The organism is Bradyrhizobium diazoefficiens USDA 110 (genome assembly GCF_000011365.1).
GTDB classification, from domain to species: domain Bacteria; phylum Pseudomonadota; class Alphaproteobacteria; order Rhizobiales; family Xanthobacteraceae; genus Bradyrhizobium; species Bradyrhizobium diazoefficiens.
On sequence record NC_004463.1, the window covers coordinates 8864658 to 8887785 of the forward strand.

Sequence of the window (23128 nt, forward strand, 5' to 3'; positions counted from 1 at the left end):
CCGTCTCGGTCGCGGACCCGCCGCCGGGTCACTCTCGCAAGGTGCGCGAGCGGTTCGCGTCGAAGAGCCGGCGGATCTCGTCGGCGCCGAGGTGACGGCGGTCGGCCAGCGCGGCGGCGATGGCTTCCAGAGCCCGCCGCTCGCGCCGCAGGATGGCGACCGCGCGGTCGTGGAGACGCACGAGGTCGGCCTCGACCGTGGCGCGGAACCGCGCGTCGAGCCGCAGCATGCTGGCGGCCGCCTCGTCGTCGCCCAGATAGACGAGCCCGCCGCCGAGTCCTTCGGAAAAATGCAGAGCCGCAATCGCCTTCGAGGCCATCGCGAGATCGCTCGTTTCGCCGCCGCCGCTGTTGGCCGAACAGTCGCCGTCGAACAGAACCTTCTCGGCGGCGCGTCCGCCCAGCCGGGCGGTGACGCGGTCCTCGATCGTCGCCCGCGTCTCCACGGCCTCGCGCCCGCGCATCATCGTGCGGCCGAGCGAGTCCGCGGTGCCGATCACGTCGACGGCCACGATCTCGTCGACCTCGAGCGCGAGGGCCACGACCGCGTGACCGGCCTCGTGCCCGCAGACCCGCGCGAGAGTCGTCGGATCGACGTCCGCCCGGGGCGCCAATGCCTCGACCAGATCGTCGAGGACGAGCGCGCGGCCGGCGTGCCTCGCCGCGCGCCTTGCTTCCTTGACGGCGGCGGCGATGCCCGCCGGTCCGCGGCCGATGCCGAGCCGGCCGACGTCGGACAGATCGGCCTGTGCGAGTTCGCCGTCGAGGTGATGGCGCGCGACGGAAACCAGCCCCTCCGGACCGGGCGGGGCGAAGCGGATGACGCGCTCGAGCCTGCCCGGTCGGATCAGGGCGGGATCGAGCCGGTTCTCGTAGTTCGTGGCCGCCCAAACGCACACTCCCACGCGTTCGCTGGAGACGGCGGAATCCAGGAGGGTCAGGAACTCGGTCACCACGGGGGTCCACCATGAAGAGCTGCGCCCATCCAAAGATGCACGCATAGGTAGAGCATCGATCTCGTCCCACAGTAGCGCGCAGGGCGCGCTCGCCTCCGCACGCGCGAACGTCTCCCTGATCGCCTTGATGACGGAATCCAGATACCCCGCCGACGAGGCGAATGTCTCCGCGATGGAGGTGGCGATCAGCGGAATGCCGAGATGGGCGGCCAGCACGCGGGCGAAGAACGTTTTGCCAAGACCGCTCTCGCCGACGAACACTGCGTTCGCCCCGGCGCCTCCGACGTCGCGCCAGGCGAGCCGCCCGGCGCGCCATTCGGAAAAATCGAAACCAAGCGCAAGCCCCCATTCCCTGGCGGGTCCGTATTCGACGGCGTCGAGGAGGCGCGGCAAGCGGTCGGAACGGGGCGAGCACATCCGCTTTCCGGCCAACCGCAGCCGCTCAACGATCTCCGGCGCGTCCGAGCCCGGGCGGAAGGCCGAGACCAGGTCGTTGAAGTCGAGAGATCCGAGTCCTTCGATCGGCCCGTCCGGCGGCGGCGCTCCGACGTGGCGCGCGATGGCGGTCCCGACCACGGCCGCGTCGGACTTGACCTCGAGGGCGGCGTCCGCTGCGGCGATCAGGGCCCGCGGCAGCAGCGCGACGGAATGGGCGATGCCCACGACCGAGCGTCCGCGGGAGAGGTGGCGCCCGACCTCCTCGTTGCCCGCGTCGGATTTGTGCCCGGACCGGCTGCTCCCGTCCCGTGCGATGATCTCCAACTGGCTTTCGAGCCGTCGGAAAGCCGCGCCGATCGGCTTGACCCACTCCGCCGACGGCACGCGCACCGTCAGCGCGATCTGTTCGGCTCCTCCGAGGCGGGCGGCGACCTCGGGTGCGAGCGCCGCCGCCAGCGCCGCGTCGGCCAGGCAGCGGGACGCTTCGACGCGCCCCAACGGCGCCTCCGGCTCGGCCGGGGCTTCCTGCAACTCTTCGTCCATGTAGCCGCCGTCGGCCGCCGCGTCGTTCTCTGAATTCATGCCGGAGGTCTCGTCCTCGCTCTTGCCCGCGCCTGACGACCGGTGCCGGCGCGGAGGCGCCATCCGGTCGCGCGACGTTCTCGGCGATGCCGGGCGAGCCCGGCCCCGCGAAGCCGAGCGGAGCTATGCGACGAAGCCCTGCATCCGCGGCGCCGGGCGGCGGCTACCGAGCGTGACGAGCGCGTCGGCGCCCAGCCCGAGGCGCAGGTCCAGTTCGACCGTGCCCTCGCAGGCGAGCGCGCAGATCACCGCGCGGGCCTCGCGGCGAGTTTCGGCCGCACGGTCCAGGGTGGCCAACTCGAGCGGACCCTCGCTCTCGAGCGCCTCGACGATCCGGGCCCGGTCGTCCGCGTGGACGTACATCCGGTTGTGGGCCCAAACCTCGCGTGCGGACGACAGGCGGGGCTCGGCGCGGATGTCGGCGGCGGAGACCTCGATGACGCCCGCGCAGCCCCGCTCGAACGCGAGCTGGAGCAGGGCCTCGCCCCTCGGATCGGAGTCCGGGCGCACGTCGAGGAGATCGACCGCGTAGCGGCCTCCGCAGCGTTCCACCACGATGCCGTTCACCGGCAGGACGCGGTCCTCGTGGATCACGGTCGCCTGGTAGTCGAGCACGTAGACCGTCGGATCCAGCGTCGTCTGCATGAGATAGTCGCGCACCATGGGATCGCGGACGGGAATAGCCTTCGCGGACTTGTAGCCGATGAACAGGTTCGGACGTTTCTGCATCTACCCTCGCTGTTGGCGTTCGGAACGGCAAGCGCGGGCGCCGCTCGACTTTCGGGCGAGCGGCGTCCGCGTTGAAGCGGGCGTGTTGGCGTCGACGTTGCCTCGGCGGCGAGATGCGGATCCCGACAAAGACTGCCTTGGGAGCCGCTCCACGCGAGGTGCGCTATCGGAGAAGCACGTGGCCTGAGAGGCGCACCATAGATCACGGATTGCGCGAAAAGTCAACCAAAAAGATATCCATCAGATATCTGATCGATATCTATTCGATATCCATCGCCGGAGTCATCAACAGCTTTGGAGGGCATGCCTCTTAGCCGCGCCGCGGCTGCCTGCTAGTGTCTCTCCGGATCATACAGAAGGGTGCGGAAGGATATGCCGAAGGCAGCAAAGGCCGGCACGAAGTCCTCGACACGGCGTGACGGGCGCAAGGCCATGTTGATCTACATGAAGCCGGACCTGATTGCGGAAGCCAAAGAAGCTGCAGCCAAGTCCGACCTGAAAGCTTGGCAATTCATCGAGAAGGCGGTCGAGCGGGCGCTGAAGTCCCGAAAGTCGTGATCAGGCCCAAAGCCGATCGCGCCGCGCCGACGGACGACTAGTTGGCGGCCCGGTACATTTCGAAGCGTAATGGCACGCGATCCGGCCGATCCTCTTACGATCGGGGCTTTCGAATTCGCAACTTTTTCATCGCTCCAACGGCCTTCAGCACGTCGGGATCCCTACAATCGGCCAACAGCCGCTGCGACACGTGAACGAGGCCGTCCGGATCGACACCGATCAGATTGCGTCATGCGAGAGCCTTTGAAGTGTAGTCCATCGACGAGCGTTGGGCTGGCGAACGCTTCTGCCACGATGATAAAGTCGCCGCGGCCGTGGAGGGGTAGCCCTAGCGTCAACGGAAAGTGGGGAGTTTCGTCCGCTGCAAGTTCGGACAACAATTATCGAAGGGTCCCTCGCCTACCAAATGCGCCGCGCGGAAGCAGCGCGGGCGAACGAGTGCGGCCGCCAAATCGTAAACTTGCCCCAACTCGCCGCGCGGCTTGCCGGCGGCTTCTCGGCGCCCGTCACGCTCGAACAGCTCGAGCACGCCATCCAAAGGGCGCTCGATGAAGGCAATTTTGCCGAACTGGAGAGCGTGCGGCACCTTCCGGGCATGACCAGAGCGGTCTCGCGAAGCTTGCGCATGGTCTGGGACGCCGGAATCCGCCTCGACGGAAAGCAGACTGCCGCCCGCCTCGATGATTTGGCGCTGATCGAGCAGCGCGTGAGGCATCACCTTCCCGGCACCGCGATGCTGCCGCATGACCTGAGGATTGCGGCGATCGCAAGGATACGATTTGCGCCGCGGCTCGTTGGCTCAGTCACTATCGAGCGTCTTAGCTTCATCGCTCCGAATTGGCGCCCTTTGATCCTCGCTCTTGCCGAACACGTGCCGGTCGAATGGCGAGCTCCTGACTGCGCCGAGACGCACTGGTTTTCGGGCCCGATCGTTCGCCACGAGGCCGACCATTGCGAGCCGTCGACCACAGCCGTTTCCTGCGCGGATCCGCGACACGAAGTGGTCGAGAGCCTCCGCTGGGCTCGCCAACTCATAACATCGGGCAAGGCACGGCCTCACGAGATAGCCATCGCGTCCGCCAACACCACTGCCTGGGACGACCACTTCTACGCCGCGGTTACGGACTCGGGTCTGAGGTTGCACTTCGTCCACGGCATTCCCGCACTTGCCACCCGGGACGGCCAACGAGCGGCGGCGCTGGCGGATGTCCTGCTTCATGGCCTGAGCCAGTCGCGGGTTCGGCGCCTCGCGTCCTTGTGTCGAGGAGAAGGCGACGCTCTCGACCAACTGCCTCGGGGCTGGTTGTCGTCGATCCCGCGCGGAGCCGCTCTGGTCAGGATAGAGGATTGGTGCCGCGCAATTTCGACGGCGGTTCTGGACGACGAATCGTCGATCGGACTACGGGCTGCGATCCCCATACTGGAAGTCCTCGGCAAAGGGATCGCGGCAGCCCGCGAAGCCGCCGAACTTGTTCTGCGTGGCCGTTCGGCCCAACTTTGGCAGACCGCCCTGCGAACGGGACCACCTGAAGCCATAGAATTCGCACTACAAAGCGCGCGGTTCCCTTCGGAATTCGACGCGGCGGATTCGATCGCGTGGACTACCGCGCGGATTCTCGCGAACGCTCCCCGACCCTATGCCCGGCTGCTTGGTCTCACGAATCGCGCCTGGCCGCGACGCTCCGGAGAGGATTCCATCCTCCCCAATCACGTGCTTTCCTCGAGCGAGTTCGACGTCGATCCGACGGCCAGGGCCGACCGGAGGCATTTCGACGCCATCGTCACCGGTGCGGCTCGCGAAGTGGTGCTTTCGCGCAGTCGCCGGAGCGCGCAGGGCAGTCGCGTCGGACGAAGCCCTCTGCTGCGGGATCGCCCGGAAACCCCGCTCTCGCGGGCGCGCATCCCCGAGCACGCCTGGAACGAGGCCGACCGTCTGATGGCTCGCCCGGCGGACGCGGTGAAGATCGCGCGCATCGGTTCGGCGAACGCATGCTGGACGAGTTGGCACGAAGAACGCCTCACGCCTTATGACGCGCAGTTTTCCGCAGAACATCCCGCCATGCGACAGGCGATCGAGCGGGTGCAGTCGGCGACTTCGCTTCGGCTCATGCTGCGGGATCCCATGGCGTTCGTGTGGCGCTACGCGCTCGGCTGGCGAACCCCGCAAGATCGCGAGCAGCCGCTCTCGATCGCGCCCGACGCCTTCGGAAGGTTGGTTCACGAGTTGCTGCGGCGTGCGGTCGACTTGCTCGAACCGCGACCTGGCTATGCACGCGCGTCCGATCAGGAGATCGAGACCGCGCTAGAGCAAGCCGCTCGCGTCGTGCGGGAGGCATGGCCGCTCGAAGGCCCTGTACCGCCGAGCTTGCTCTGGAGAAATACCGTCGACTATGCCGTGTCTCTTGCGATGATCGGTTTGCTGCGCAAAGAGATCGCGGAAGCCACCACGCGGAGCTGGACCGAAGTGGAGTTCGGGCAACGCGATGATTTCTTCGCCGGTCGGGAGCTGCCTTGGGACGCCACCTTGCCGGTGTGCATGCCGAACACCCCCATCCGGCTCCGCGGTACCATCGACCGTCTGGACCTGCGGACGGAGCCCACCGCGGCACGCGTCACGGACTACAAGACCAGCGAGCCCCCGAGGAACGTCCAGCGCATGAGCATCGGAGGAGGCTCCGAGTTGCAGCGTGCGCTCTATGGGCTCGTCTGCCGACAACTCCTGCCGGGCGAGCCGCAGATCGTCGCCAGGCTCCTCTACTTGCGCGGCGGGCAACCCGCCTACAAGCTCCGGGATCTCGATGGTGCAATCGAACAGATCGCAACATTCGTCAACGTCGTGGTCTCCATGCTGATGAGGGGCACCGCTGTGCCCGGCCCCGACTCGTTCGAGCGGACCAACGACCTGCGATTGGCGCTTCCCGCTTCTCCCGGCTATCAGCGACGCAAGCGACCGGCATTCGGCAAGGCGAGCGTAGGCATCGCTCGGCTCTGGAGTTCGGAATGACCGTGGTCGACGATGCCGAGCGCAGGCGGGTTCTGACGGATCTGGATTCGACGCTGCTGGTCGAGGCGGGCGCCGGAACGGGCAAGACTTCTCTCCTCGCCGGACGCGTCGTGATGCTGATGGCCTCCGGCACATCTCCAGGCGCGATCGTTGCCATCACTTTCACCGAGCTCGCGGCGGGCGAATTGCGGCATCGCATTTCGACCTATCTGGAAGCTCTGCTCGGCGGCGCCGTTCCGCGCGAGCTTCGGCTTTGTCTGCCCGACGGCCCCACGCCGGAACAAAGGCGATCGCTGGCGGTGGCCGCCGAGCGGCTTGACGAGCTGACATGCGGAACGATCCATTCCTATTGTCACGACCTTCTGCTGTCTTATTCGGTGGAAGCCGGAATCGATCCGGGCGCCGAGGTGCTCGATGCGGACCACGCGGATTTCCTGTTCGATTCGACCTTCGATCGATGGTGGCGGGATCGGCTCGACCGACCTCACGCTGCAGCGGACGACCCTATTGCTGTAGTGGCCCGCAGAAACCCGACTCGCGCCGAGGAACTACTGCGCAGCTTCTCGAAGTTCCGTCGACGCTATCGTTCGGCCAAGCCTCAGCCCTCGGACCTCGATCCGAGCGCAGATCTGGAGTTCATCGAAAGCGTGCGCGAATTTCGCCGCTGGTGCGATCACGTCGACGTTCCACCCGAAGCCGATCCGGACATCGTCGCTCTCGAGGCCCTCGCCTCTCACTTCGACGGGGCCTTCACCCCCCTTCCCGGCTTCGAGCGTCTCTGGGAGCTGGCCCACCCACCACACCTGCCCATCATGCGGAAGGACGCATCGGTATTGCTCGACTACAGACGCCGCTCCTTGTGGCGGAAGGTAGCCGGCAAGGCTGACGGCGATCGGTTGGCCGACCAGGCCGAGGAACACTACGCACGATGTCGCACGGCGTACGGGGCCTTGATGGGTCGGATCGCGACCGCCATCATCGGCAGCTTTTCGAACGAACTCGACGGCGTGCTGGCCGACTACGAAGCGTTCAAACGAAGTGCCGCCGTTCTCGACTTCGACGATCTGCTGTATACCTGTCGTCAAGTGCTGCGCGATTTTCCGATCGTGCGGAACACGGCCGGCGAGCGGTTCTCCCGCATCCTCGTCGACGAATTCCAGGACACCGACCCGCTCCAGGCGGAGATAATCTTTCTGCTGTGCTCCGACGCCGCGGACGCCGCCGCATGGCACACAAAAGCGCTGAGGCCGGGGCAGCTATTCGTCGTGGGCGACCCCAAGCAGGCGATATACCGATTTCGCGGCGCCGACCTCGCGACCTATCTCACTGTCCGACAATCCATCGAGCGCCAATTTCCCGGCAACATAGTCAAGGTCTCCGCAAACTTTCGCTCGCGCGACCCGATCCTGCGCCACGTCAACGAATGCTTCTCGGAGCATCTATCGCAACAGCAAGCTGGATACGTCGCATTGCACGCGACCCGCGGCGCTTCCGACAACGCCTTGCCGGGCGTCGCGAAGATATCCGTTGAACTCCCTCCCGAAACGAACGTCGCCAGTGCGCGGGACGAAGAAGCCCGCGTCGTCGCCGAGGTATGCGCTCGGCTTATCGGGAATGTCGAGCTGAAGCTCAACGACGGTAGAGCGCGTCGACTGACCCCCGGCGACATCGCGCTGTTGGCTCCCGTCTCGACCGATCTATGGCGGTACGAGCGGGCCTTGGAGGAGGCCGGAATTCCATTCGCATCGCAGGCCGGAAAGAACCTGTTCAAGAGACAGGAAGCCCAGGACCTCGTGGCACTGGTCAGGGCTCTCGCCGATCCTCGGGATACTCTCGCGCTCGGAGCCCTATTGCGCGGACCGTTGGTTGGCCTGACCGAACGCGAACTTCTGGACATCACGTCGGACCTCCCGCCTTCGGAGGATCCCGACCAAATCGCCGGACTGACGATCCTGACCGATCCGGCGACAGTCCATCACGACACCGCGCGCGAAGTTCTCGGCATTCTCGGCGATCTCCGCAGACGCGTGAACGGAACCAGTCCGGCAATGATCCTCGCGGAAGCAATCGAGCGGTTGCGCGTGCGCAGCATCGTCGCAGCGAGGAGCGCGGACCAGGCGGTCAGATCGCTGGCGAACATCGATGGGTTCCTCGAACGCGCTCGTAGCTACCGGGTTCGCGGGTTCGCGCGGTTCGCGAGAGATATCGACGAAGAGTGGTCCGACGGTTCGAGTTCCGCGGAGGGCATGGTCGAAGCCGACGGACAATCGATCGAGATCGTCACGGTTCATTCTTCAAAGGGTCTCGAGTGGCCGGTGGTCATTCCTATCAATCGGGCGTCCATGCCGCGGCGTTCCGAGACCTTCGTGTACCGGCGCAGCGACGAGAGCCTGCACTGGGCTCTCGGTAAGATAATCCCGCCGAGCCTTGCAGATGCTCTTCTTACGGAGGAAGCTGAAAAGCGAGCCGAGAATCTGCGGCTCCTCTACGTCGCCTGCACGCGGGCCATGGAAAGCCTCATTATTCCGGACTTCTCTTGGAGCAACGACGACTCGTGGGCCAAGCTGCTGAGCTTCCGGTCCGACACCATACCGCAGCTGGACATCTCGGGCTTTCCTCGCGCCAGAGTTTCTCCGTCGAGCGCGGCCGAGAATCTTCAGAGCGCCGAAATCTTCGCAGAGGAGCGAGCCCGGCTCGAAGCGGCACCGAAGGTTCGGTGGATCACGCCGAGCGAGGGCGACCCCGATGTGATCACGGAGCAGCTCGCATGGGAGGCGGGTGATGACGAGCCGCTCCGCGCCCGGACGACAGTAGAGGGCGGACGCATACGCGGCATTCTGCTGCACAAGTTGATGGAAGAACTTGTGACCGGCGAACTCGTCGAAAGCTCCGAAGATGCCGCTTCGAGAGCGGCGCAGCTTCGCGATCAACTGTTTTCCGTCTCGCCGTCCACTACCGTAGATGCGGAAGAGCTCGCGGCCACGGCCCTCAAGACTATCCGGCTGCCCGAACTGAAGCCCTTTCGCAGCGGACTGATGGCGGAGGTACCGATCCATGCCGTGGCGGCCGCCGGCGCCGACCATCTGATCGTGGGCCGCGCCGACGCGATTGCGCGCACCGAAGACGGCGACACCGTCGCCTTCGATTGGAAGAGCGACGCCGCGCCCAAAGATACCGACCGCTCCGCTTATCGGCAGCAGCTCGCTCAATATCTTTACGCGATCGGAGCTCGGAAAGGGGCCGTGGTCTACATGACGTCCGGCCGCCTCGATTGGGTCACCCTCGTCCCGCGATGAACGCCGATTTTCATCCGGGCGCCCTGAGCCGCTCGATACGCTCGATCAGCCGATTGAATTCTCGCTCGGGATCGCGGTACCAGTCCGTCGACCAAATCCTGTAGATTCGCCAGTTCAGTCCTTCGAGGACATCCTGTCTCAGACGATCGCGATCGCGCGCCGACTTGGACGAGTGGTACGTGGCCCCGTCGCACTCGACCCCGAGGATGTAACTTCCCGGCTTGTCGGGATGTACCACGCCGATGTCGATGCGGTACTTCGCAACGCCGACCTGAGGATGTGCCTGGTAGTTCGCCGCCTTCAGGCGTGACAGGAACCATCGCTCGAAATCGCTGTCGGGCTCCTCCCCGGTCTCGCGGCCCGGCGTGAAGGAGCCGCGGCTCGCGTATTCCAGAAACTCCTTCAGAACCCGAACACCCCGACGATTTCCGTCCGCGACGATATTACCGGGATCCATCGAGGTGAAGACCGTGAGCCTGCGCTTCGCGCGAGTGAACAAAACGTTGAGGCGCCGATGGCCATAGGCCCTATTCAACGGGCCGAAACGCTGGTGGAAAACGCCTTCGGCGGTCGGGCCGTAGACCGTCGAGATCAATATGACGTCCCGCTCGTCACCTTGCACGTTTTCGAGGTTCTTGACGAAGAAGTCTTCCAGATTGTCGGCCCACTTCTCGCGATATGCCTGAACGTCCTGATCCGTGGTGGCTCGCTCGTCCATGAGAGTTTCGATGAGATCTCGCTGCGCTTGATTCATCGCGACGATTCCGATCGAACGATCGGCCCGCGTCCGCATCAACTGCGCGGCTTCTTCCACGATCGCGCGGGCCTCCGCGGGATTCCGCCCCTGGCCGACCTCATAGGCGCCGTCGACCTTCCGGCACGACACTCCGAAATCCGGATCCTCGAGCACCGGGCTGGGATACACCAGCAGGCGCTCGCCGTAGAACTCGCGATTGGAGTACGCGATCAGGCTCTGGTGACGAGAACGATAGTGGACCTCCAGCATCCGCATCGGATGCCAACAACGACGGCCAAGCTCGAGAATCGATTCTTCGGGCGCATCCTCCGCCTTCTCGTCGCTCGGATCGTCCGACGCGCTGAAGAAATCGGTGGGCGGCAATTGCTCGGGATCCCCGACGATGACCGCTTGCTTGCAACGCAGCATCGCGCCGAGCGCGTCCTCGGGGCGCATCTGCGAAGCCTCATCGACCACCAGCAGATCGAAGCTGTGACGGCCGGGCTCGAGATACTGCGCGACGGACATGGGACTCATCATCACGCAAGGCGTGTAGGAGCGGATTGCGTTGCCCGCATTCGAGAACAGGCGGCGAAGCGCGATCCGCGGCTGTTGCAGGCCGGTTTGGTGCGTAAGCATCTCGTTGTCGGTATAATCGCGCGTCGAACCTGCGCGCCGACCGGGCGGAATCGGCCGAGCACGGAGCTGGGCGGCGACCATCTTGCGATTGAGTTGAAGGATCTCGCGATCCAGATCCTGGAACCGCTTGCGCACCTGCTCGTGAGTGTTACCTGCATGCCGCGTCAGGACGGGATGCTCCCGCATGAGCTTCTCCGCGGCAGAGCGATAGAACGCGGCTTCCACCGCGAGCGCGACACCCGCGTAGCGGAGCCCCTCCGCGGGCCAGCAACGGATAAGGTCGCTCAAGCCCAAATTCACGGCTTCGAGCTCCGTCGAAAGCAACGTGATCTGCTTCTCGAGCGCATCCGGAGCCTGGGATGCTCGCTCGCACTTCTCCAATTGCATCCGGATCGGCGCAACGTTCGGGGGGCCGCCGCACCATTCTTCGGGGCGCAACATAAGGAGTTCATCCGCTTCCGCGGCGGCGCGCTCGACGTCGGCGACGGCTCCGCTCATGGCTTCCGCGGCACGCTTCAAGCCGGAGGAGCGATCGGCGTAACCTTCCTGCAGTAGATAACGGGCGACGGGAGGAGGAAGCTGCATCGACTGCACGCCTGCGACGAAACGGGTCGTCGCATGAATTTTTCTGGCCCGCTCGAGTTCGGACCCCGTCGATATCGACGCGCAGACGTTCGTCGCCATGACGTCGGCCGCCATCTGCTGTCGCAACGCTTTGGCTTCCGTCTGCATTTGTCGGGCCTTCGCAAGGGCGGAGACGGGTTGGCTTGCTTGGATGCCGAATTTGCGGCTGGCGTTCACGATCGAATCCAAGGCGGACGCTCGCGCCTCCAGACGATCGGCCTCCGTGCGGATCGTCGAACGCGAGGCGAACGCGGTCTGGAAAGCCTCGACGAGATTCAGGCTTTCGGCGGCTTCCGCGAAGCGAACGAGCATTGCGAATTCGTCCGATCCGCCCTCGAAAGCCAGCCGACGCAGCTCTCGTCCGCCTGCCTCGCCGGGCGGCGTCACCTTTTGCACGGAACGCATCCAGCCCGACACTTCGATGAGACGGTCGAACGGAGTTTCCGGTCCCTTCCAGTGACGGCCGGCGGCGGCCTTGGCTTCGGCGCGTTCCTCCAATCTCTGCAGACGATCCTTCCACAGCGCCGCGGCGAGCAACCGCTTTGCGGCGTCGGCGGGCGGGAGTTTGGGCTCGTCCGGAAACGTTTGACGGCAGACCGCTGGTGCCGTCCGCCATTCTCCGCCGAAGAGTCTGCCGAAGAAGCCCGTGGAGCGAAACGTTCCCGCAGCTCGGCGAAGCTCCGCCGCGGACGGAATCGAATCGGCGAGCCCCGTCGTGGCCTGTTCGGAGAAGCGCGCTTCGATCGCCGCGGAACGGGCCTCGCCGGCGAGCTCGCGGGCGGCATCCAGATCGTCGACGACCGAGTCCGTAGTCAGCGCCTGCGAGCGATAGCGAAGATTGTCCTGCCGGAGCTTGGGAATGACGAGAAGATAGCCGGCCGCCATCGCCTCGGACTTGACGTCGGAAGCGGCATTGGGATCGCGCCCCGCCGCGTCGAGAAGGTCCGTCATCAACCGGACGAGGGACCGAAGCCTGCCCGCGGATTGCCTCGCCGAGTCGAAAGCCCTGGATATCTCTTCCACCGTCAGACCGGCTACGTCGAAGGCTGCTGCCTTCTCCAACAGAGGCTCTATCGCCTCGCCGTCGGATTCGAGGGCCTGCCTGGAGCAGATTCCGTCGACCTGCAACTCGAGATCATGGGCCCTCACGCAGCGATCGGCCCAATCGTCGAGCGATTTGCGGGCAGCTTCGCCGGTCGAGGTGACGAGCAGCTTGTCCTCGACATCTTCGTCGGCCGCAGGCAAGCGCGAGACGATTCCGGCGGCCGAGGAGGCGTCGTCGGGCGAGGCGATTCCTTCCCACGACGCCAAGACGGAAAGCGATTCGACGTTCCGTTGGAGCCGTCTGAGAGCGTCGGCCCACCGTGCGACGACTTCCACCGCCCTGGCGCGATCAAATCGGTTCAGGTTGAGATTGCCGACCCCCCTCCACGGCTGGTGCGCCGGTTCGGCCGCGGTCCCCATCCCTGCCGCCCAATCGTCCAGGGCTCTGCCTACTCCGACAAGTTCAGCGAGCTTGAAGCGGTCGATGTTCAGAACATCCGGAAGGCGGAACTCGGCCGTCGGCTTTGGCGGCGCGGGCTCCTGGCCTGCTCTCGTGAAATCGCCCCAAAGCACTTGGTGCACGCTGAGGCCGGTAGTGCCGGCCGAACTGTTCATCAGGCTCGCGTACTCGGTGAGGCGGTGTCGCGCCTGCCGAAGAGCTTCGCGGGCACTCTCGACCTCCTGGACGTTCGCCACGCTGCGCGGAGTTTCCATCCGCTCGCGGATCGACTTCAGGACGGATGCCTTCGAAGCCTTTGCCGAGTGCACTTCCAGGCAATAGAGACCGAGACCCATGTGATCGAGCCGGTCCTTCACCACCTTCAGCGCCGCCATCTTCTCGGAGACGAACAAGACCGTCTTGCCGTGCCAGAGAGCGTTGGCGATGATGTTGGTGATCGCCTGCGACTTTCCCGTGCCAGGCGGCCCCTGGATCACGAGGTTCTTGCCGGTCGTGGCGTCGATCACGGCGCTGAGCTGCGATGCATCGGCTTCGATGACGAGCGCGGGCGCCTGGGATTCCAGTTGCGGCTCGTCCACGTCGTAGACCGGAGCCACATTGTCGGCGTGCTCGCCGACGACATCGCCGTAGACTTGCCCGAGCAGCGGATGTGCTTCGGGCCTCGCCTCTGCCGGCCATCGCGACGAATCGAGATCGCTCCACATCGCCTGACGGGCGAACGAGAAGAGCCCGATAGTCGCGAAACGCCGAACCTTCCATCTCGGCTTGTTGTTGAGGCAGTCGGTGACGCTGGAGAGATAGGCTTCGATTCCCGTTTCGGGATCGTATTCCGGAAGATCGATTGCGAAGCGCTTCAGCTTTTCGCGGAGCGCGACGTTGCTTGCTTCGTCGTCGTCCCTGCCCGCGATGGAGAAGACGTACTCGCCGTTGGCAATGCGCTTCTCCATGTTGACGGGCAACAAGACGAGGGGTGCATAGACTGGATCTGTCGAATCGTCCTGTTCGTACCATTCGAGAAAACCGACCGCGAAGTATAGCGCGCTCAGCCCGGCATCCTCTTGAAGCGCGCGCGCGGCGCTGTGAATGCTGGCCAGCTTCGGCTCCAGGCGGTCCGGGAAAAAGAGTGTTTGTAGGGTATTGTCCGCGTGATGCCGCTGCGTGGAACGCTTGGACGGCGGCAGATCGTACGAAGGGTCAATTCCCAGCTCTCGGGCTCTTGCCCGCGCATCGGTCGCGACCCGCCATTCCGGCATCCCGAGCTTCGCCCGCACGCGATCGCGGAGCGCCCGCTCCGCCACCTTGTCCTTGGCGCGGCGACGGTTGCCGGCAGCACGACGCGCGTCTTCGGCGGCCAGCCACTCGGGATCGGTTTCCTTTGCTGTCTTCAGGGCGCTTCGGAAACCGTCGGTTTCCTCGTCCCGTGGCACCTGCTCGACGGGTGGGATCGGAATGACGTCGAGGGACTTGCCCGAGGCCAAAGTTCCAATCAGCAGGGCGATGTCCTCATCGACGATGCGGACGTGCTTTGCCGATGTCTCCGAGTGACGAAAATTCAGCATCGCATTGCGCATGCTGAGGTCGATCAGCTTTTCGCGGGCTTTACGGACGCCTTCCCGCACCAATTCGGCGATGCCGGCGCCGCCCTCACCGGACTCGGTCGAGCGAAAATGGTTGTTGTCGCTATTTGCCCCGAACGTCGTCATGAACCGAAACTGCCACCTGAACTGGATCGCCAGGCACGCCGTCTCGTTCCTCGTGAAATTGCCGACGCCGGCCTCTCAGAACAAGCTATGCCCCCTTGATTTCGCTTGCATATTGCCTCGTGGACAACCGGCCCGCAAGCGAAAGCAAACCCCTCTTTGGTTCAATGATGGCAACGCGTTTCGCGCCGCAACCGGCCAAAAGATATGTGCGGAAGCGTTTGGGCGGTCCTCAGGCTCCGCCTGCGTTGACCGCAGGCGAAAAACTAAGGACAGCGCATGTCTAGCAACTATTGATCGGAAACTACCTCCTCTGGCTTGTCGGACTCTATGGAATTCAGCATCTGGCTAGGATCGACTTTCTTGCGCCCTGCCCATTCGAGGAGATTGGCGGGCGATAAGTGGGATCGGCGCGCCCACGTTTAAACACGCACGCGTCAATCGTTTCGTAATCGGTGGAGTGGGTCCCATCGTCGCGCATCTCGGGTTCGGCGCCGTTACGCGACAGAGAGGGCAAATGTGGTGGTATGTCCCATATCCGAACTTCCCGTAGGAATCGGGGATCGGCGCGGTCACAGAGTCGCCGTCGAGTTCGAGCTCGGAACGGAATTCGAGACCATGCAGTCCGCTTTCTTCATCGACCAGCGCAATGGCGCCTGTTTCAGAAGATCGGTCTCGTAGGCCACCCTCGCCATTGGTATCCACACCATTTACGGGATAGCTCATACACGGGGGCCTCTTAGGAAACGTCACATGGCAATTCACCGATTCGAGACGACTGCCCGCTTTGTGTGCCCGAAATGCAAGCGCGCTGTGTCGGACAACGTGGAAGTTCCGGAACCGAGCTATGAAGCTGAGCGCGCAACCGACGCCGTCGCCGAAGGCCCGGTCGAGATAACGTGTCCGAAATGTGAGACTGTGTTCAACGGGTATTGCTTCAACACCGTGAGCAGTTGTGAGATCACGCTTGATGACCACGGCGACACGATCGTCGAAGCTGAAATCGCACGATACGCCGGGAACGATGAGGACTGGTTCGACTTCGATACGTCCGACCATCCGGAGGCGGTATTTAATGACTCGTATCACCACACCGGCGATCTGCTGACTGAGCACGGCGGTGAAGGCGCCCATCTCGTCAACCGGATGGTTTTCTCACACAATATAGGCGCTCTCGAATCCTACCTCTCCGACACACTGATCAACCTGGTGTCTAATGACGCGGCGGCAATGAATCGCCTCCTCGCCAAAGACAAAGAGCTCAAGGAAAAGAAATTCACCCTAGCCGAGATCGCAAGCGGGAAAGAGCTAGTGCGAGCAGAGGTGCTCGGACATTTGCGATCGATTGTGTATCACAATATCCCAAGAGTGCGCGCGCTCTACCAAATTGCTGCTGACATCGATCTGTTTGAGCTCCTCGGCGACGACAAGGACAAGCTATTCAAGGCCATTGAGTACCGGCACGACTGCGTCCATCGGAACGGTCGCGACAGCAAAGGCAACCGGCTTGAGGTATTCAGCAAAGCTTACGTCCAGGAGACAGCCGACTTAATGAGGAGGCTGGTCGCAAGGGTGGAGGGAAAGCTCCACGGTTTTGAACCGGATGCCGACGACTTTCTGCCGTTCTGAGCGAGTCACCTGATCCGGCGGCTTATCCCTCTACGATCTTCATAGCCACACGCGAGCCGCCCTTGGCGACCTACGAGCAATCGCCTGCGGGGAGTGCGGTATAGTATTGTTTTACTTTCGTGTGGCCACGTAAGTTCGGCGGTCGATAGTCTGCGCGCGCATAGAAGTGCTGAACCCCGTCGGTGGCGGCAAAGCGCGCGAGGACACTCGAATGCAGGACCGCCTCGTCCTGGACTTCGCGCAGGCCTTCAGTCCATTTGAATCGCCCACGCAGATAGCCAGGTTCGCGCTCATCGTGCTGTGGGCCGAGCGGATCCGGATGGAGCGTCATGTACCGATCGTCCACCCTGATGCCGAACCCGTCGGGCGTCGTGCCGTCGGGTAGGTTCTTGGCGGCGTGCACCATCCACCCCAACGAGATATCTGACAGGCGCGCTTCGTTTTCCGGATAGCTGCCGCCGATGTCCGAGTGGTTTCCGGCGAACCAGACCTGCTGCAGCCAATCCGGATATTCGTCAGGGCGCTGCGGCCCCTTGTTGTGCGATCCGCCCCACGGAACGCGCGCGAAGTCGGCGCGGTTCTCGTCGATCGACATGGCGTGGCGTGCGTACCAGATCGCGTTGTTCAGGTTCAGGTCGTAGAACCTCATCTTCGGCGAAGCGAGATGGAGCGTCTTGAGGAACGAATAGCCCGACAGACCGACGGCGTACTTCAGGTGGGTCGCGACGTATCCGATGGTCGCTGCGACCGCCGCGTCGGCGACAGTCCAAAGAAACGTGGGGAGGAAGGGAAACAGGAAGAACGACTGCAGGTAGCTCAAGGCGGCGATGACGACGGTGGTCGCCCCGACCAGAGCGGCTGAGAGCGCGTAGCTGCCGAGGGACGCGACCGTGTCGAACACCCCGATGAAGAACGGCACCGCGTTGGATGCGCCGCCGGCGTCGCTGCCGTACCGCTCGCGAAAGCGCCTCGCCAGCGCCTCGCGCTGCGGCAGATATTCCGTATCTCTAGGCGAACTAACGTGCTGATAGACCTTCTTCACCGCCTCACGCGCGATGCGGGTCGTCGTGCCGACGTCGCGTCTGAGCGGCGTACCATCGGCCATCGTCGTCGGCACCCCGCACTGCCCCAGGACGGCCGCGAGGCACCGGACGGTGTAGGCGCCGCGGCTGAAACCGAACAGGAAGATGCGGTCGCCGGGCTCCCACATCCGGATGATCGCGGCGTAGCAGTCGATGATGTTGGTTGTGATGCCGAGCCCCGTCGCCTGGCTGGCAACGTTATGCAACCAGCGGTAGGCGCGCGTGACGAACAGCGCCGCCCGGCGGCCGTGAACCGAGACCCGCGTCGTAGAAGGCAAGCTGCTCTCGCGGATCGATCGCGGTGTCGGGGCCGCAGCGGGTCGCCCGATAGAGCTTGTAGATGTTCGAGCGGTTCTCGTCCGGACGGAGGCCGCCGGCCTGACCGGTGCCGTCCGAGAAAATCAGGATGTTCTTGGGCATGCGACCTCACCGTCAGAGGGAGTGAAAGGGAACGAAGGGTTCTGCTATGCAGTCGAACAATTGGCGGCGCAGCTCTGTCAGCCGCACGCAGAATTCGGTGAAGTCGCGGTTCATCTCCACGACTAGGGTGCGGTGCTCGTCGATCATGGGGCCATCATCGCTGTGAGTCGGCCATGGTCGGCTTTGCTTGACATGACAAAAGCTAGGCCGCCGCGGACACGGTCACCTGAACATCTGGAAGACCGTTGTCATCCAGAATCTTCCGAACGTTCGCCCGGGCCGCGTCATCGGCCTTCGGTCCCATCATGACCTCGGTGATGTTAGCTTTCAGACGTGGCTGGGGAATCTCGACGCGCGGACGCGCTGGCGCGTTCTTGATCTCGATTTTCGGGTTCTTCAGGTCGTTAACGGCCAAAAGTCTGGTCTCGATCTGATGGGACCATTTGTCGGACTTCGTCGTCACGGAATTCCAGAGGATCTCAACGTACATGTAGGCTGCCATCAGATGCAGGAATGCCTCTTCGTCCTCCGCCTTAAGCAGCAGTCCCTGCTTGTGTGCCTGCTTTATCGTCTGCACCGCGCTGTCAACGATCGCGGCATGGCGGATCTTCGCCGCAGGCTCTCCGTACTCGACCTTCCCGAGGAAGGTCTCCTCCTCCGGCTTGTAGTCCTCCTTCTTCTCGAACCCGAAGAACTTCGGCCCGAGGCCTATCGCGACGCCCGTGCCGTCGCCGGCGTAGTCGGTCCACTGCCTGGAATCGTCCTTTTGGCCGAAGCTGGCGGAGTAGAATTCGAATCGGTTCCTGATCCTCGTGAACCCGACGTCTTCGACCAGGGGTTTGAGGAAGACCCGCACGTTGGCGTCCTCACGTTCTAGCGCGGCCTTCAGCAGCGCATGGGAGATCCCGAATCCGAAGGACAGTTCCTGATCGTCGTCCATGTGATAGACGCTAGTGAACCAGAAAGTTTCCGAAGCGATGATCCCGGCCAGCGCGGCCGTCGACGTGTAGTGGAAGAGTGGTCCAGTCGGAGCGCCCCGTTCGTTGCCCTTGGCCATGCGCTGCACGCTGGCGAAATTGAAGCGATCGGCAAGCTTCTCCGCGCGACGATGCATGATCCGGACGCCCCCTCAGGATGCCGCTTCTCACGGCGATGAAAAGATTTTGAGATTCACCCCAACCGACTGGCAAGCCGAATACGTTGAGATCACTAGATGGTAAAACTGCAATACGTGCGCCTTGGGCGGAGAAGATAAGAATTCTCGCTTAAGTGCAGATTTGGAGAGCATTCCGCCTGCGCAAACGAGCCAGATCTCGCGCTCGGCACCGGGCGATTGTTTGACCCGTGCGAGCATCTTGCGAAACGCCGCAGATCCGGGACCAGCTCGCGTCCGTTGTACGCGATCGGTCCTTTTCGCCTTGCCCTTTCCTTTGCTCAGCTTCCAAGGCTGATCGAACTTTGTCAGCGCTCCTGGAAGATCTTCCCCATCGCTCTTTAGAAAGGCGAGATTTTTAACTCCTTGTCCGCATACGTCGTAGAAATCCGCTGCGGAGACGCCAGGGTCGCCTGGCTTGTGTTTCGCCACGACGAAGACCGCTCGCGCGTTTGACGGATTGTCATCCACGCCGATGAAGTCGCCAGCCTCTGTTCCAAAGTCGTCGCAGACTAGGGCAGGAAAAGGGGCGCCGAACTCTGGTGTACCGCGCTTCTGCGTGAGAGCGTCGTCGATAACGCGGAAGAGAGAACCTTGCTGCCAGGTCGGGAGGTCCGCTCCCGTTGGAACGCCCTTCTCCGAAGTGACCCCGCCCAGTTGTTTGACTGGGGTAACAAGATCTAAAACGAGTCTTCCGGGACCATCGGTCTTCGCTAGATCGAGATCTAGCGCATAGAACGCGCCGTTGACGTAGGCATGTTGCAGGTCTGCAGTTATTATCCTGAACGGTTGAAGTTGGTTCAGGCGCTTAGCGAGCGAGACCTTTGCTTCCGACTTCGACTTGACCTGGCTTAGAGAAGGTGAAGTAAGCCAGTATTTGCGCTTCTTAACATCCCATTTGATCCAAACCTTCACATCTGCACCGTCGACCTTCAGCACGAAGCGAAAAGGAGCCGGCGCGGTAGGAGTCGCGTCTTTTTCGATATCCACACATAGTCCATCCGGATCGAACTTTGCATCGGTTCGCGTCGCCAGGCTGCTGAATTGCCCGGTCAATTCTAGCATATCGACCAGGATGTTAATCGGCGTGGTGTCGACTGGCGTGTCGGTCGGGGCGGCGAATCGCGACAATATCTGGGACCCGGGTCGCTTTGCTTTCAGAAGGCCATCGATTTCCGTGCACCAGTCGCGAAACTCAGATGCGGTCAGATCGGTGCCCGCACCGTCTCTGACACGACTGCGGGAGAATCCTACCGCTCGCCGCGTACCATCCGCCCACCCGCCCGCCCGCGTGACGACGTTCATGTGCTCGCCCATAAAAACGCCTGCCCGTTCCAAGGAGCGCGCAGATAGCGAGCGCGATCGAAGAGCCGAAGGTCCGAGATCGGTATTCTTGACCGCGAGAAACGAAACAGTGTTGTCGACGTCTTCGGGTAGTAGCGAGCGCAACTGCATGGGACGAAGACGACCAGTCAGCTCACCAAGTTCGTCGATCCACAGCCCGGCACTGTCGTAAAAATACAAGCGTCTGCCGATCAGGGCGTATATCGTCACCTCGAGCGAGGCCGCCTGAAAGAGATACTCCGCAAGAAAAGGAGATTGGTTCATCCGTAGCGTGACGTGATAGCGGCAGCTTCCTCCCGAAATACCGCGAGTTTGGTGCTGAAACCGGTCTTCCGCATCGAGTGCCTCGGAAACCGCAGTCTGAAATTTGTCTAGGTCAAACTGGTCGGAAACGTCATAGACGAGCGCAGACTGTGGAAACCGCAGATCTTCTGAGAGATCCGCATCGTCGAGATCGATTCGCGTGCGGAACTTTCCACTGACGTAATCCATCTGTGGCAGGGCAGCGACTAGGCCTCGGAGTACATCGTCGCCGTTGCGCAGCGGCGGTTTGCCTCCGTTCGCGACGCAGGCCTTGTCGTACGCGATAAAGCTTTCCCAATCACGATCGACGCCGTCGGAAGGCCTGGTCAGGACGCATGCCTCGGGCATCTTCGTTCCGAGAGGCGCAGACTGGCGCGTGAGCCGGCCGACTTGTTGTACCAGCATCCTCGTATTGCCGAAGGGCTCGTACAGCGCGAGCACCGAGCATCTTGGATCGTCGATACCCTCGACCAGCATAAATTGATGGAGCAAGAAACGCTCGGATCTTTGCCGCAGATCCGCCGGTACATCGGGCCGCATTTGCGCTCCCGGTCGTCCGGTCAGAGTGAAGTTGTTGTGCAGCGCCATAACCCCGTCGTTGCGCCCGGCCAAAACGGCCACGAACGCATGGTACAGATCGAGGACCGTATCCTCGCTTCCTGCCCGCACGATTACCTTGTACCCGGGATCGAGGCGACCGTTTGCGGCGAGTCGGTCCGTTTCGGCCACCACCTGAGCTGCGAACGTCGATGCATCATCCGACAGATTCATCTTCCGCACGTCTACGCCGCGGATTAGAGCGGCCGCAACAGCCTGCTCGAACGAGAGAAAATGAATGTAGCCTTCGTCGACATTAAACACCTTCAAATCGCCCCGGAAGGGCGTGGCGCTAAAGAGCACGGTCGGCACATTGAACTCGCGGACGACGGCAGCCCAAAGCGGTGCCGGCTCCCGATGTCCCTCGTCGAAGACGATCGTCCCGATCGTACCCCTCAGCAGGCTGATGTCGCGCGTAGCGTGGATCTGCTGCACGGCTTGAATGGTCGCGACCACGATAGTCCGCTGACCGCTAAATCCACGCAGTTTGTCGCCGAGTTGCCCAACTGAACCTGGCAGCGCCTGAAGGACTTGATCGGGGCGCCACTCCGGTCCAGCACCGATTGTGTCCCAAAACCGCGATCGGAATTCAGACATCAACTGTTCTACGAGTGCGGCGGATGGACAGACCACGAGGACGGGCTCTGACGCTGCCCGCATTGTAGCGAGGACAGCCATGACGCCGGTCTTCCCGGTGCCGGTGGGCATATGGATCAAACAGCCCCGTTTGCTGCCGGACGCGAAGTATGCCTCGCCGGTCAACACCGCATCACGCTGGTGCTTCCAAAGTGCAAGTTTCTTCAAATTCCGATCAGCCATAACAGAACACACACTATTTGCGCACTAGCACACCGACTGCTTGTCGACGGCCGAGTTATGAAAAAGGGACGCCCCACAGCCAAACCCAAATCCACCTATCAATATAGCGCGACGCGATCTATGCAACCTTGGGTTAGGTTATCCAGATTGATAGGCTGAGCATTTGCAGAGATGCTGGCGATACTGAGCCCTTCAGCGGAAGCGCCGACCGTGTCGTTAGTCGAGTTCGCTCAGATCGCTCTCGAACACTTTAGCGAAGACCCTGGCAGGTGAGAGACGCTTTTGCTCTTCGATCTGACGGGACTGGACCTGAACAGCAATCGGAAGCAGCTCGCCGCGCGAGATGGGTCGTTGTCGCTTTCGGGAGGCCGTGTTGTCACCTTGGGAAGGTCGCTTCGAATTCTATCGCGAAGCCAGGATCGCGACCTTCGACAGTGAAAGACGAGCGCAAGCGGTTCGCCACCTTCGTCAATGCGCAACCGTGAGACTGTCCCCCTACCGGCTTGTCGCTGTCCTCGCGGCGTTTCGCGCAGGAGGCGGGAGTGCACCTCCTGGAACGTAACTTCGGTGTGGCCGCTTGGTCAGCATTAGCCACTCTGACGCCGGTAGACGGTGGCGGAGAGAGTGGGACTCTCAACCATTCTCATGGGCGAAAGAGAACCGCCAGTTCACAGCGGCCTGCCGACTGCAGAAGCGTTAGTTCTGCAAACTGCCTGCAAACTAGAAAATTGACTAGCTGCCTTGCGGCGCAAAATATCAAGCTGTTTCAGCAAGATAAATGGCGCGCCCGGAACGATTCGAACGTCCGACCCTCAGATTCGTAGTCTGATGCTCTATCCAGCTGAGCTACGGGCGCGTTTTTCGCGGACAGTGCGGGCAGGGCCCGCAGGCAGCCTCCGGACAGCGCCGGAGGGGTGCGAAAGAGCGCTCTGACTAACCGCTCTTGTCCCGATTGGCAAGGTCCGGGATGGGGAGATTTTGTAGAGAAATGACGACTTCGCCCGGGTCATTCCGGG

The 23128-nt window shown here is 62.8% G+C and carries 12 protein-coding genes and 1 tRNA gene; 4 read left to right on the forward strand and 9 right to left on the reverse strand.

From position 1 onward, the window contains the following. Positions 1 to 28: 28 nt before the first annotated feature. Complete coding sequence (locus BJA_RS41025) at positions 29 to 1975, reverse strand: AAA family ATPase (protein ID WP_162494175.1); 1947 nt, start codon at positions 1973 to 1975, stop codon at positions 29 to 31. Positions 1976 to 2098: 123 nt separating this feature from the next. Further along, a complete protein-coding gene (locus tag BJA_RS41030) occupies positions 2099 to 2704 on the reverse strand; it encodes a hypothetical protein (protein ID WP_011090809.1) in 606 nt (201 codons plus the stop codon). Between the two features lie 372 nt (positions 2705 to 3076). On the opposite strand from BJA_RS41030, the gene BJA_RS41035 reads away from it, so the two are divergent. The 3 genes from BJA_RS41035 (at position 3077) to BJA_RS41045 (ending at position 9562) form a co-directional block, all read left to right on the forward strand. Continuing rightward, a complete protein-coding gene (locus tag BJA_RS41035) occupies positions 3077 to 3262 on the forward strand; it encodes a hypothetical protein (RefSeq protein ID WP_063921583.1) in 186 nt (61 codons plus the stop codon). Between the two features lie 460 nt (positions 3263 to 3722). After that, the gene (locus BJA_RS41040; RefSeq protein ID WP_162494176.1) at positions 3723 to 6266 is read left to right on the forward strand and encodes a PD-(D/E)XK nuclease family protein; all 2544 of its coding nucleotides are present in this window, start codon (positions 3723 to 3725) and stop codon (positions 6264 to 6266) included. Then, entirely contained in the window at positions 6263 to 9562 is a 3300-nt protein-coding gene (locus BJA_RS41045; protein WP_011090811.1) for a UvrD-helicase domain-containing protein, read from the forward strand. Before BJA_RS41040 ends, BJA_RS41045 begins: the two co-directional genes overlap by 4 nt. A 10-nt stretch (positions 9563 to 9572) precedes the next feature. On the opposite strand, the gene BJA_RS41050 is transcribed toward BJA_RS41045, so the two are convergent. After that, positions 9573 to 14768 carry a DUF4011 domain-containing protein gene (locus BJA_RS41050; RefSeq protein WP_011090812.1) on the reverse strand — a complete coding sequence of 1732 codons (5196 nt, stop codon included), beginning with the start codon at positions 14766 to 14768 and terminating at the stop codon, positions 9573 to 9575. Positions 14769 to 15518: 750 nt separating this feature from the next. Between BJA_RS41050 and BJA_RS41055 the strand changes: the two genes are divergently transcribed. After that, entirely contained in the window at positions 15519 to 16394 is an 876-nt protein-coding gene (locus BJA_RS41055) for a hypothetical protein (protein WP_011090813.1), read from the forward strand. 70 nt (positions 16395 to 16464) lie between these two features. Here the strand turns inward: BJA_RS41055 and BJA_RS41060 are convergent, their stop codons facing one another. The 6 genes from BJA_RS41060 to BJA_RS41075 all read right to left on the reverse strand — a co-directional run bounded on the left by BJA_RS41060 (position 16465) and on the right by BJA_RS41075 (position 22968). Then, positions 16465 to 17754 (reverse strand): phospholipase effector Tle1 domain-containing protein, encoded by a 1290-nt coding sequence (locus tag BJA_RS41060; protein WP_162494177.1) that lies wholly within the window; start codon positions 17752 to 17754, stop codon positions 16465 to 16467. Beyond that, positions 17675 to 17896 carry a phospholipase effector Tle1 domain-containing protein gene (locus BJA_RS43780; protein WP_011090815.1) on the reverse strand — a complete coding sequence of 74 codons (222 nt, stop codon included), beginning with the start codon at positions 17894 to 17896 and terminating at the stop codon, positions 17675 to 17677. The genes BJA_RS41060 and BJA_RS43780 overlap by 80 nt, the downstream gene beginning before the upstream one ends. A 12-nt stretch (positions 17897 to 17908) precedes the next feature. Beyond that, a complete protein-coding gene (locus BJA_RS43785) occupies positions 17909 to 18043 on the reverse strand; it encodes a hypothetical protein (protein WP_257784486.1) in 135 nt (44 codons plus the stop codon). A 55-nt stretch (positions 18044 to 18098) separates the two neighbouring features. Continuing rightward, positions 18099 to 19010 carry a DUF2971 domain-containing protein gene (locus BJA_RS41065; RefSeq protein ID WP_011090816.1) on the reverse strand — a complete coding sequence of 304 codons (912 nt, stop codon included), beginning with the start codon at positions 19008 to 19010 and terminating at the stop codon, positions 18099 to 18101. A 30-nt stretch (positions 19011 to 19040) separates the two neighbouring features. Next, positions 19041 to 22097 carry a DEAD/DEAH box helicase gene (locus BJA_RS41070; protein ID WP_236842156.1) on the reverse strand — a complete coding sequence of 1019 codons (3057 nt, stop codon included), beginning with the start codon at positions 22095 to 22097 and terminating at the stop codon, positions 19041 to 19043. Between the two features lie 794 nt (positions 22098 to 22891). Further along, a tRNA-Arg gene (locus BJA_RS41075) sits at positions 22892 to 22968 on the reverse strand. Between the last annotated feature and the right edge of the window lie 160 nt (positions 22969 to 23128).